Origin of the sequence: Streptomyces sp. Ag109_G2-15, from assembly GCF_900215565.1 — a bacterium.
Taxonomy (GTDB): Bacteria; Actinomycetota; Actinomycetes; order Streptomycetales; family Streptomycetaceae; genus Streptomyces; species Streptomyces diastatochromogenes.
In genome coordinates this window covers 1,660,862-1,672,736 of record NZ_OCNI01000001.1, presented here as the reverse complement: position 1 = coordinate 1,672,736, position 11,875 = coordinate 1,660,862, and the positions used below count along the sequence as shown (strand labels likewise).

Sequence of the window (11,875 nt, the reverse complement as noted above, 5' to 3'; positions counted from 1 at the left end):
CTTACGATGGGTCCCATGACCGCTTCGTCTGGCCGCCGTGTCCTGCTCGCCGCCCCCCGGGGCTACTGCGCCGGTGTGGACCGCGCCGTGATCGCCGTCGAGAAGGCCCTGGAACAGTACGGGGCCCCGATCTATGTCCGGCACGAGATCGTCCACAACAAGTACGTCGTGCAGACCCTGGAGAAGAAGGGCGCCATCTTCGTCGAGCGGACGGAGGAGGTGCCGCCGGGCAACATCGTGATGTTCTCGGCGCACGGCGTCGCCCCGGTCGTGCACGAGGAGGCCAGGCAGGGCCGCCTCGCCACCATCGACGCGACCTGCCCGCTGGTCACCAAGGTCCACAAGGAAGCCGTCCGGTACGCGAACGAGGACTACGACATCCTCCTGATCGGGCACGAGGGCCACGAGGAGGTCATCGGCACCTCCGGCGAGGCCCCCGAGCACATCCAGCTGGTCGACGGCCCCGAGGACGTCGCCAAGGTCACGGTTCGCGACGAGTCGAAGGTGGTCTGGCTGTCCCAGACCACCCTCTCCGTGGACGAGACCATGGAGACCGTCGACGCCCTGAAGACGAAGTTCCCGGGGCTCGTCTCCCCGCCCAGCGACGACATCTGCTACGCCACCCAGAACCGGCAGCTCGCCGTGAAGCAGATGGGCGCCGAGGCCGAGCTGGTCATCGTGGTCGGCTCGCGCAACTCCTCCAACTCCAAGCGGCTGGTCGAGGTCGCCAAGCTCGCCGGCTCCCGGGCCGCCTACCTCGTGGACTTCGCCAGCGAGATCGACGAGGCCTGGCTGGAGGGCGTCACCACGGTCGGCGTCACCTCCGGTGCCTCCGTGCCCGAGGTCCTGGTCGAGGAGGTCCTTCAGTGGCTCGCCGAGCGGGGCTACGGCGATGTCGAGATCGTCAAGGCGGCCGAGGAGTCGATCACCTTCTCGCTGCCCAAGGAACTCCGCCGTGACCTGCGCGAAGAGGCGACCGCCCTGGTCGCCGAGCGCGGTGGATCGGGTACGTCGGACGCGTGACCGTCCGTACGTTCGGGGCGTGACTGTCAGTCGTCCGTCGTAACGTGGAGCCATGCAGATCTTCGGCGTGGACATCGGCGGATCCGGGATCAAGGGCGCTCCCGTGGACCTGGACAAGGGCGACCTGGCCCAGGAGCGGTGCAAGGTGCTCACCCCGCACCCGGCGACGCCCGACGGCGTGGCCGACGGGGTCAAGCAGGTCATCGACCACTTCGGCTGGACGGGCCCGGTCGGCCTGACCTTCCCCGGAGTGGTCACCGGCGGTGCCACGGTCCGTACGGCGGCCAACGTCGACAAGAGCTGGGTCGACACGGACGCGCGCACCCTGTTCAGCGACCGCCTGGGCGGCCTGCCGGTGACCGTGGTCAACGACGCGGACGCGGCGGGCGTCGCCGAGATGCAGTTCGGCGCCGGCCAGGGCCGCCGGGGCACGGTCATCCTGCTCACCTTCGGCACCGGTATCGGCAGCGCCGTCTTCATGGACGGCGCCCTCGTGCCCAACACCGAGCTGGGCCACCTGGAGCTGGGCGGCCACGACGCGGAGAAGCGGGCCTCCAGCAAGGCCAAGGAGGACCACGAGCTGAGCTGGGAGCGCTGGGCCGGCCGCGTCCAGAAGTACCTCGCGCACGTCGAGATGCTCTTCTCGCCCGAGCTGTTCATCATCGGCGGCGGGGTGAGCCGCAAGGCCGACAAGTTCCTGCACCTCATCGACGGCGTCAGAGCCGAGATCGTGCCCGCCCAGCTGCAGAACAACGCGGGGATCGTCGGAGCGGCGATGCGCGCGGCGCACGACCACGCGGGCTAGCGGAGCGGAGCGGTGCTCAGGTGCGGCGCCTGCGGGCCCGCACCCACAGCACCCGGCGTACGAGCACGGTCACTCCCGCGATCAGCGTCCCCCCGTACAGCCAGCCCGCCTGCGTGGCGAGCCCCGTGACCAGCCCCATCAGCCGTCCGAGCAGACCCCCGCTGCCGTCGGCGGCGAAGAAGAGACCCACGGCGAAGGCGATCGGTACGACGACGGGCGCGGTCAGCAGATCACTGCCGCGCACCCAGAGGGCGGTCAGTAAGCACACCGGCAGGAACAGCACGCCGTAGAGCGTCAGCGACGCCCCGAACAGCAGCTGGTCCAGGAAGCCGAGCAGAGACATCGCGACCATGCAGAACAGCCCCCCGCCGAGCCCGGTGAGCCGGGGGCCCGGTACCCCGCCGTGGGGCATCGGCCGGGCGGTCCGTACCGGCCGCGCGCCCCGCTGCGCACCCTGCGCGGGCCTGCGCTCACCCGCCGGCCGCCGCGCCTGCGGCGGCAGTGGCGCGCGAGGTGTGCCGCGTCGCGGTCCGTCGTTCGGGGGTCGGGTCCTGTGATACTCCACTGGACCAACCTAGGTCGGTTAATGTGCCGAATCGCCCCTCAGACACGCCGGTGAGGAGAGCTTGGCCGGGCGTTCGACGCTCCCGCGAGCCCGGCGCCGTCGACGCCGTAGACTGGTGGATCGGCCAGTGTCTCTGGCCCCTGGCAGCCCCTGGCCCACCTCATCTACGGGAAGTCGCAACGTGTCGCTCACGATCGGAATCGTCGGCCTGCCGAATGTCGGCAAGTCGACCCTGTTCAACGCCCTGACCAAGAACGACGTGCTGGCGGCCAACTACCCGTTCGCCACCATCGAGCCGAACGTCGGCGTGGTGGGCGTCCCCGACGCCCGCCTGGCCAAGCTCGCCTCGATCTTCTCTTCCGAGCGCATCCTTCCGGCCACGGTCGACTTCGTCGACATCGCGGGTATCGTGCGCGGCGCTTCCGAGGGCGAGGGCCTGGGCAACAAGTTCCTCGCGAACATCCGCGAGTCCGACGCGATCTGCCAGGTCATCCGGGCCTTCAAGGACGAGAACGTCGTCCACGTCGACGGCAAGGTCTCGCCGAAGGACGACATCGAGACGATCAACACCGAGCTGATCCTCGCCGACCTCCAGACCATCGAGAAGGTCCTCCCGCGCCTCCAGAAGGAGTCGCGCATCAAGAAGGACGTGGCCCCCAAGGTCAAGGCCGTCGAGGAGGCCAAGGAGATCCTGGAGAAGGGCGACACGCTCTTCGCGCACGGCATCGTCCAGGGCACCGAGCGCAACGAACTCCTCCACGACCTGCACCTCCTCACCACCAAGCCGTTCCTCTACGTCTTCAACGTCGACGAGGACGAACTGATCGACGAGGACTTCAAGAACGAGCAGCGCGCCCTGGTCGCCCCCGCCGAGGCGATCTTCCTCAACGCCAAGCTGGAGCAGGACCTCGCCGAGCTGGACGAGGACGAGGCCCTGGAGCTGCTGGAGTCCGTCGGCCAGCACGAGCCCGGCCTGGCCACCCTCGCCCGCGTCGGCTTCGACACCCTCGGCCTGCAGACCTACCTGACGGCCGGCCCCAAGGAGTCCCGCGCCTGGACGATCAAGAAGGGCGCCACGGCCCCCGAGGCGGCCGGCGTGATCCACACCGACTTCCAGAAGGGCTTCATCAAGGCCGAGGTCATCTCCTTCGAGGACCTGGTCGAAACGGGCTCGGTCACCGAGGCCCGCGCCAAGGGCAAGGCCCGCATGGAGGGCAAGGAGTATGTGATGCAGGACGGGGATGTGGTGGAGTTCCGCTTCAACGTGTGAGTGGTTCTTTACCGTGAGCTAAACGGTTCGTCAAACGTGCAGGTCAGATGGGTCCGGGCTCTGTGGGTCCGGGCCCATCTGCGTTCCCGTGCTGACGTGGTGCTGACTCCTACTTGCTCCTCGGCGGGGTGAGCTTGTCGAGATCCAGGCTGATCTCGAACGGTACAGGCCGCTTCAGGGTGCCCCGGAAGATGCCGGCGGGCGCGTAGGCGCCAGTCGGTTCGTCGAGTTCATAGACGTGGACGACAGCGGCGCCGCCCTCTTCCTCGACGCACCAATAGTGCGGGATCTTGGCCTCCGCGTACTTGTGCAGCTTCACTGTGCGGTCACGGTGGGCTGACTCTGGCGAGACGACCTCGACGACGAGCTGGACCTCTTCCGGCGCATACCACGTGCGGTCCGGATCGTAAGGGGCGGTCGTCACGAGCAGATCTGGCTCCGGCCGGTTGCGCTCGTCAAGGCGGATCGTCATCTCCCGCTCGACTTCGAAACCGGCGGGCGCGGTCGCCATGAGCGTGGTGGTGAGGGACGTGACGAGGCGGCCGTGCCAGGACCGCTGGGGCGACATCATGAAGACGAGGGCTCCGTCGATCAGCTCGGTGTGGCGGGGTGCCTCGGGGAGGCGGTCCAGGTCCTCCGCGAACCATCCTTCCGCGCGCGGCGGGCGCATCCAGTCGGGCAGTGCGGTCATGGCTCAACCGTAGCGACTCGACGAGATCCGGGCCACGAGATCGCCAACGGGGTGACCGCCGCCTTTCCTGCTGCCCTGAAGCCGCAGGTGAGTACATGCCGGTCGTCGAGCAGCACTCCGGCGCCACAGGGCGTGCCTTCCTCGTCGTCCACCCTCACGCGCCAAGGACCGTCACTGTGGTGATGCAGCGCCATAGGCACACGGTAGGGCAACGAGCGCCACCTTGGCCCGGGTTGTCGAGCCGGGGCCGGTCCCGGCCGTCAGGCCCGAACGTCCAGTTCGGCCAGCGCCACCGCCTCCCCGCGCACGCTCACCCGCACGTACCGGACCGCGCTCCCGTCCGCCCGGTGCCAGGCCCGCCCGTCCGCCGAGACCTCGACGGCGGACGACGCCGGCCGCTTCTGCCAGGCCGGCCGGACCGTGCCGACGTTCACCTCCCGTCCCAGGTCGACGGTGAGGGCGGCGCGCTCGGCGGCGGGGGACCAGACGGTGGCCGGGCTGCCGTCCACGGCCGCCTCCGGGTACAGCCCCGGCTCGGCCGAGGTCGCCGCCGCCGGCCGGCAGCGGGCCAGGTCGGGGGTGGGGACGAGATCGGGGCGGCGGGTCTTGAGGGTGACCGTGCCGGAGAGCGTGAGGCGGCCCTCGGGGGTGTCCAGGGGGATGGGGTCACCCGAGCGCAGCCGGACCGTGGTGGTCTCCGGCCCGATCCCGACGTCGTACGTCCGCCCGCGCCACCGCAGCCCCGACAGGCGCACGCCGTCCATGAGCTGGGGCGGCAGCGTCGGGTCGAGGTGCAGGGCGTCGGCGCGCAGCCGCAGACCGGTCAGGCCGTGGGTGAAGACCTGCAGGAAGCCGCCCTTGCCGGTGAGGAAGTCCTGGGCGGGGGAGCCGGCGAGCGGGTCGGAGGCTCCGGCCTTCTGGCCGCGCGACTCCGAGAAGAGCGCGAACGGGCCCCGCGCGAAGGGCTGGTAGGCGCGCCGCAGGAAGGTGTACGCGGCACAGCCCGGCTCGCCGATCGCGGCCGCGTCGATCGCATGCACCGAGTCGGTCATGGCCGGGCCGTCCGGGTCGGTGCGCGCGGTGTAGTAGTCGAGCGTGGCGGCCGCGGCGCCGTCCGGCATGGGCCACTCCAGCGGGTAGACGAGCAGCACGGTGTCGGCCTGCTTGATCGGGGAGCCGTCGTAGCCGTCGTACTGGAGGAAGACCTTGCGCCGGGGGTCGTACGGGATGCGCAGCCGTCCGGCGATGCGCCGCCAGTCGGCCGGGGCGGGCCTGCCCAGCACCCCGGCGGCATCGGTCGCGGCGCGCAGCGCGGTCGCGGCGACGGCGTTGGTGTAGGCGGCGTCGGTGACGCCGTTGCTGTACTCGTCGGGACCGGCCACTTCCTCGACGGAGTACGAGCCGTCGGCGTTCGTGGTGACCCGCGAAGCCCAGTACCGGGCAAGCCCGTCGAGCAGCGGCCACCCCCGCTCCCGCAGCCATTGCCGGTCGCCGGTGGACAGGTAGTACTGCCAGGCGGCCAGCGCGATGTCGCCCTGGAGGTGGTTCTGGGTGACGCAGTGCGGCGGCTGCCAGCTCTGGCACTCGCTCCACAGCCGGCCGTGGCTCGCGCTCGTCCACGGGTAGAACAGCCCCTTCACGGCGGTCTTCGCGGCGTTCTCGGCGGCGGCCGCGCGGGTGCGGTACCGGTACTCCAGCACCGGGCGGGCCAGCTCGGGGCGGGTGGCCAGCAGCGACGGGAACATCCACGTCTCCGCGTCCCAGAAGATCATGCCCGCGTAGTTGTCGCTGGTCAGCCCGGCCGGGGCGATGCTGTCCCGGGCGCCCGCACGCAGCGAGGACAGCAGACCGTACTGCGCCGAGCGCACCCAGAGCTGCAGGTCGGGGTGGCCGGGCACCTCGATGTCGGCGTCCCACAGAGCACGCCAGGCGTCCTCGTGCGAGCCGAGCAACGCCGCCCATCCGCGCCCGGCGGCCCGGTGCGCGGCGGCGCGGGCGGCGGAGCGGGGGTCGCGGGAGGTGAGCGCGGTGTCGACGCCGACGTACTTCGTGGCGGTGTAGGTGCGCCCGGAGCGGACGGGAAGTGTGGCGGCCTGACTGGCACTCAACTCCCTTTTCTTGCCTCCATGGTGCCGGGGGCGCCCGCTCGGCGCCTCGAACGTGGACGCGACCGCGCCGTCGGTCCTGGTGCCGTCGGTCCGGAACGCCACGCCGATCGTCCGCGCGTCGACGGGCCCCGCGCCGGTCTGCGTGACACGGCGGGCGCCGCGGCCGTCGATGCGGTCGGTGAGGGTCAGCTCGCCGTCCCAGTGCGGGGTGACGCGCAGCCGTACGGCGCCGGTGTGCGGGTCGTCCCGGGACGTGAGGACGTCGTACGTGAGGTCCGTGCGGCGGCCGTCGGAGCCGGTCCAGGTGAGGCTGGTGCGGAGGTATCCGCAGCGCAGGGAGAGCGTCTGCCGGTATCCGCTGACCCGGCTGCGGGCGCCATAGGTCTCGCCGTCGGCCGTCACGTCGAGCCCGGTCCAGGTGGGGAGCGCGGCGAGCGCCTCGCGGCCGGCGGTGTTCTCGGGACCGCGGGCGTAGAGGCCGGAGACGAAGGTGCCGTCGTAGCGCGGGGTGTACAGCGGCCAGCCGGTCGTCTCGCCGGTGGCCGCGTATCCGGTGCCGGTGGGCGGGACCCGGGTGGCGAGATAGCCGTTGCCGACGTACGGGTGGTGGGCGTCCTTCGCGTCGATCCGGGTGGCGGTCGGAGCCCAGCCCGGTGCTGTGCACCCGTCGCCGGGGGAGCGGGGCGCGGCGTGGGCCGTGGGGAGGGGCAGGAGGAGGGCGGCGGCCAGGAGAGGGGCGATGAGGTGGGGGTTCTTCACGGGTCGACGATGCGGGGAGGAAGGGGGTGAAGAGGGGGAATGCGCGGGGAATTACCACGTACGGGGCGTGAACAGGCCGCCCCCTACACCCGCTTGGTCGCCCATTTCCGGGGCGGCCCGGCACTCGGTGCCGAACTGCTGTGCGGCAGTGAAGCCCTGTGTGGCCAGTCCTGGAACTTGTGCTCGGGGTCAGCACGTTCACACAATGAGGGGAATCGGGGAAGGGTGTGGTGTGCGAATTCGCATTCCTGAAATGCGTGCGCTGAGCAAGCGAAAGGGGAATCACAGATTTCGCAATGGCCTGCCCCGTGAATGGTGCGACCGGTGAAATCGGTGGGGGGCAAGTTCACTTTCTCGGGTATTGTCGTCCGTTGGGCCACCTGGCGGGACGTAGGGATGGAAGTTCTGGGGGAACATCCGTGGGCGAGCGGCTCAGGTTCGAGGTACTCGGGCCCGTGACGGTGACGTCACAAGGCCGAAGTCTGCCGATCGGCGGTGCGCGTCAGCGAACGGTGCTCGCTCTGCTGCTGCTCAATTCGGGCCGGATCGTCCCGGTGGACACTCTCGTGGACGCCGTCTGGAACGACCGTCCGCCGGCCACCGCCCGCACCCAGATCGCGATCGTGATCGCCGCACTGCGCAAGACGTTCAAGAGCCACGGAGCGGCTGAGGACATCATCGTCACCGCCCACCCGGGCTATGTGCTCAGACCCGACGGCCACTCGGTGGACGTGCTCGAGTTCACCCGGCTGGTGAAGACCGCCGAGACCGCCGTGCAGCAGGCGCGGCACGCCGAGGCCGCCGGGTGCTACACCCAGGCCCTCGCGCTGTGGCGCGGCCCCGCCTTCGCCGGGATCTCCAGCTCCCTGGTCGAGGACGAGGCGGCCCGCCTGGAGGGCCACCGCCTCAACGCCTACGACGACGCCACCGCCGTCCAGCTGGAACTGGGCAACCACCACGACCTGGTGCCCGAACTCACCTCCGTGGTGCGCGAACACCCGCTGCGGGAGCGGACCCGGCACCATCTGATGCTCGCCCAGTACCGGTCCGGGCGGCGGGCCGAGGCGATGGCCACCTTCCGGGAGGCGCGCGCCCAGTTCATCGAGGAACTGGGCATGGAACCGGGCCCGGACCTGCAGGGCCTGCATGACGCGATCCTGCGCGACGACCCGTCGCTGGCGCCCGCCCCTGCCGTACCGGCGAGCGACGCGCTGCGTGCCGACACCCTGGTCGTCCCCTCCGAACTGCCGCCCGATGTCCCGGGTTTCACCGGGCGGGAAGTGGAACTCGCCTTATTGGACACGCTGGTGGCAGGCCGCGACCGCCAGCACGGGCCCGCCATCGGGCTGATCACCGGCATCGCGGGGGTCGGCAAGACTGGTCTCGCCGTGCGCTGGTCGCACCGGGCCGCCCAGCACTTCCCGGACGGCCGTCTCTTCGCCGACCTGCGCGGCTACGACGAACACCACGAGCCGACACCGGCCCGCGACGCGATGAGCAGGTTCCTGCGCTCGCTCGGGGTGCCCAGCGACCAGATCCCCACCGAGACCGAGGACCTCGTCGCGCTCTACCGCAGTGTGCTCGCCGAGCGGCAGGTGCTGCTGGTGCTCGACAACGTCCGCTCCTTCGCCCAGATCCAGCCCCTGCTGCCGGGCAGCGGCGGCTGTGCCGTGCTGGTGACCAGCAGGGAGCAGCTGGAGGAGCTGGTCACCTGGCCGCAGGACGCCCGGGTGCACCTCGGGGTGCTGCCCGGGGACGACGCGGTGGAGTTGCTCGGGCGGATCGTCGGCGAGGAGCGCGTCGACTCCGCCCGCGCCGACACCCGGCGCCTGGCCGACCTGTGCGACCGGCTGCCGCTGGCGCTGCGCATCGCCGCCGCCCGGCTCGCCTCCAAACCGCACTGGACCGTACGGCACCTGGTGGCCCGGCTGGGCGACGAGCGGCGCCGACTGGACGAGCTGAGCCAGGGCGCGGCACAGGTGCGGGCCAGCTTCGAGCTGTCGTACCGCTATCTCCCGGACGACGCGGCCCGGCTCTACCGGCGCCTCGGCCTGCTGGACGTGCCGGACTTCGCCGCCTGGGTGGGCGGTGCGCTGCTCGACGTCGACGTGCTGGACGCCGAGCGGCTCATGGAGGACCTGGTCGACGCGCAGTTCCTGGAGGTCGTCGGCGTCGACGCGACCGGCCGGCTGCGCTACCGGCTGCAGAACCTGATGCGGCTGTACGCGCGCGAGCGGGCGCAGGCCGAGGAGCCGGAGCCGGAGCAGCGGGCGGCCCGGGAGCGGGCCTTCCGCACCTGGCTGTCCCTCGCCGAGGAGGCCCACCGGCGGGAGTACGGCGGCCACTTCAGCGTGGTGCACAGCCCCGCGCCCCGCCGCCCCCTCGACCGTATCCACACCGACGAGCTGCTCTCCTCGCCGCTGGAGTGGCTGGAGGCCGAGCGGCTGTCGCTGGTGGCCGCGGTGGCACAGGCGGCCGGGCTGGAGATGGACGACCTCGCCTGGGATCTGACGGTGTCCGCCGCCGTGCTCTTCGAGACCCGGCACTATCTGGAGGACTGGCGGGAGTGTGCCGAGGTCGCGCTGGAGGCGGCCCGGCGCAGCGGCAACCTGCGCGGCCAGGCGGCCATGCTGCACCAGCTCGGCGGGGTCGCCCAGTCCTACCGGCGGCTGGGGGAGGCGCACGCCCGGTACACCGAGGCGATGGAGCTGTTCGAGCAGGCCGGTGAGCCGCACGGGCTGGCGCTCAACCTGCGGAACCTGTCGATCCTGGAGCGGTTCAGCGGTGACCTCGACCTCGCCATGACCCGGCTGGAGCGCGCGGGCCAGATCTTCCGCACCGTCGGCGACATCTCGTCCGAGGCGCACGCGCTGGACAACATGGCCCAGATCGAGCTGGAGCGGGGCAACACCGAGCTGGCGATGAAGCTGGGGGTCGAGGCCGTGCGCGTCATGGAGTCGATCGACCGGGGCAGCAAGCGGGGCGTCGCGCAGACCATCCACCGGCTCGGCCGCGTGCATCTGGCGCGGTCCGACTACCCGAAGGCAGAAGAAGCGTTTCTGCAGGTGATCGAGCTGGTGCAGGCCAAGTCCGACCTGGTCGGTCTCGCCTACGCCCTGCTCGGTCTCGGCGAGGCCCGGCTCGGCGCGGGTGACGTGGACGCCGCCGAGGCCACCCTCACGGAGGCCCTGGACGTCGTCGAACGCATCGACAGCCCCCTCGTCGACGGCCAGATCAACCTCGTCCTCGGCGAGGCCCGCTGTCGCCAGGGGCGGCTCGACTCCGCCCGGGAGCGGGCGAGCGCGGCCCACGCCGTCTTCCTGCGCACCGGTTCGCCCCGCTGGCGCGCGCAGGCCGAGCGGCTGCTGTGCCGGCTGGACGAGGGGCCCGGTCAGGGCGCTTCCGGCTGAGAGCCGTTTCGTGCACGTCCCGTACCGCAAGCACGTGATCCGTACCGCAGCACATCCCGCACCGCAGCACGCGATCCGTACCGCAGCACGTGATGTAGACGCCCAATAATCAGCCGATAAGGGACGTGCCTACTTTCGGCTGGGACAGACGTCAGCCGAAGTGTGGAGTACAAGATGCCGCCCGTTGCCAAGGCGCCTTCCTTCGCGGTGATTTCCGGGGCCCAGGTCCACCGGGTACTCGACGGCCGGTACCAGGAGGTGGTGGGCCTGATCGAAACGGCGTACCGCGTCCACGGCGCCGGTGACACCGTCAATCCGCCGTCCTACTTCCTGCGCTTTCCCGACCGGCCCAGCTCCCGCATCATCGCCCTGCCCGCGTCCCTCGGCGGCGACAACCGCGTCGACGGGCTGAAGTGGATCTCCAGCTTCCCCGAGAACGTGGCCGCCGGACTGCCGCGCGCCTCCGCCGTGCTGATCCTCAACGACCACGACACCGGCTATCCGCTGGCCTGCCTGGAGAGCTCCATCATCAGCGCGGCCCGTACGGCGGCCTCGGCGGCGCTGGCCGCGGACGCGCTGAGCCGGGGGCGGGGCGAGCGGCCCCGGCGGGTCGGATTCGTCGGCACGGGACTCATCGCCCGCTACGTCCACCAGTACCTGGCCGGTACCGGCTGGCGGTTCGACGAGATCGGCGTGCACGACCTCTCGGCCGAGCACGCGGCCGGATTCGCCGGCTACCTGGAGGGGGCGGCGGACGGCAGCCGTGTCACGGTGCACGAGAAGGCCGAGGACCTGGTCCGGAGCAGCGACCTGATCGTCTTCGCCACGATCGCAGGCACCCCGCACATCACCGACCCCGGCTGGTTCGGCCACCACCCGCTGGTGCTGCACGTGTCGCTGCGCGACCTCGCGCCCGAGGTGATCCTCACCGGCGCCAACTTCGTCGACGACATCGAGCACTGCCTGAAGGCCGACACCTCCCCGCACCTGGCCGAACAGCTCACCGGCGGCCGGGACTTCATCGACGGAACCCTGTACGACGTCCTCACCGGCGAGCGTGCCGTACCCGCCGACCGGCCGGTGTTCTTCTCCCCGTTCGGCCTCGGCGTCCTCGACCTCGCGCTCGGCAAGCACGTGTACGACACCCTGCACGCCGCCGGCGAACTCGCCGTCCAGCCCGACTTCTTCCACGAGCTGCGCCGCTACGGCTGAGCGCACTCCTGACCGGACCACCCCGAGGAAGG

8 protein-coding genes are annotated in these 11,875 nt (G+C 71.1%); 5 read left to right on the top strand and 3 right to left on the bottom strand.

Annotated elements, in window-relative coordinates; translation table 11 throughout:
- Positions 1-6 precede the first annotated feature (6 nt).
- A complete protein-coding gene (locus CRP49_RS07110) occupies positions 7-1,023 on the top strand; it encodes a 4-hydroxy-3-methylbut-2-enyl diphosphate reductase (RefSeq protein ID WP_097252634.1) in 1,017 nt (338 codons plus the stop codon).
- Positions 1,024-1,075: 52 nt separating this feature from the next.
- The gene (ppgK, locus tag CRP49_RS07105; RefSeq protein WP_097252633.1) at positions 1,076-1,828 is read left to right on the top strand and encodes a polyphosphate--glucose phosphotransferase; all 753 of its coding nucleotides are present in this window, start codon (positions 1,076-1,078) and stop codon (positions 1,826-1,828) included.
- Positions 1,829-1,844: 16 nt separating this feature from the next.
- On the opposite strand, the gene CRP49_RS07100 is transcribed toward ppgK, so the two are convergent.
- On the bottom strand, positions 1,845-2,393 hold the full coding sequence (locus tag CRP49_RS07100) for a DUF6542 domain-containing protein (RefSeq protein WP_179851535.1): 549 nt from the start codon (positions 2,391-2,393) through the stop codon (positions 1,845-1,847).
- A 181-nt stretch (positions 2,394-2,574) separates the two neighbouring features.
- On the opposite strand from CRP49_RS07100, the gene ychF reads away from it, so the two are divergent.
- The gene (ychF, locus tag CRP49_RS07095; protein WP_097252631.1) at positions 2,575-3,663 is read left to right on the top strand and encodes a redox-regulated ATPase YchF; all 1,089 of its coding nucleotides are present in this window, start codon (positions 2,575-2,577) and stop codon (positions 3,661-3,663) included.
- A 109-nt stretch (positions 3,664-3,772) separates the two neighbouring features.
- Here ychF and CRP49_RS07090 read toward each other — a convergent pair whose 3' ends face one another.
- Both CRP49_RS07090 and CRP49_RS07085 read right to left on the bottom strand, forming a co-directional pair.
- Positions 3,773-4,354: a Uma2 family endonuclease gene (locus CRP49_RS07090; protein WP_097252630.1), complete on the bottom strand. Its 582-nt coding sequence runs from the start codon at positions 4,352-4,354 to the stop codon at positions 3,773-3,775.
- Positions 4,355-4,614: 260 nt separating this feature from the next.
- Entirely contained in the window at positions 4,615-7,221 is a 2,607-nt protein-coding gene (locus CRP49_RS07085) for a glycosyl hydrolase family 65 protein (protein WP_097252629.1), read from the bottom strand.
- A gap of 419 nt (positions 7,222-7,640) precedes the next feature.
- On the opposite strand from CRP49_RS07085, the gene CRP49_RS07080 reads away from it, so the two are divergent.
- Together CRP49_RS07080 and sbnB are read left to right on the top strand one after the other, a co-directional pair.
- Positions 7,641-10,631, top strand: a complete 2,991-nt coding sequence (locus CRP49_RS07080) for a BTAD domain-containing putative transcriptional regulator (protein ID WP_097252628.1) — start codon at positions 7,641-7,643, stop codon at positions 10,629-10,631.
- Between the two features lie 174 nt (positions 10,632-10,805).
- Positions 10,806-11,843 (top strand): 2,3-diaminopropionate biosynthesis protein SbnB, encoded by a 1,038-nt coding sequence (sbnB, locus tag CRP49_RS07075; protein WP_097252627.1) that lies wholly within the window; start codon positions 10,806-10,808, stop codon positions 11,841-11,843.
- Positions 11,844-11,875 lie beyond the last annotated feature (32 nt).

Bases quoted from the DNA above. Each gene is read 5' to 3' on its own strand.
- CRP49_RS07110 (WP_097252634.1), top strand. From the start codon at position 7: ATGGGTCCCATGACCGCTTCGTCTGGCCGCCGTGTCCTGCTCGCCGCC.
- ppgK (WP_097252633.1), top strand. From the start codon at position 1,076: ATGCAGATCTTCGGCGTGGACATCGGCGGATCCGGGATCAAGGGCGCT.
- CRP49_RS07090 (WP_097252630.1), bottom strand. From the start codon at position 4,354: ATGACCGCACTGCCCGACTGGATGCGCCCGCCGCGCGCGGAAGGATGG.
- sbnB (WP_097252627.1), top strand. From the start codon at position 10,806: ATGCCGCCCGTTGCCAAGGCGCCTTCCTTCGCGGTGATTTCCGGGGCC.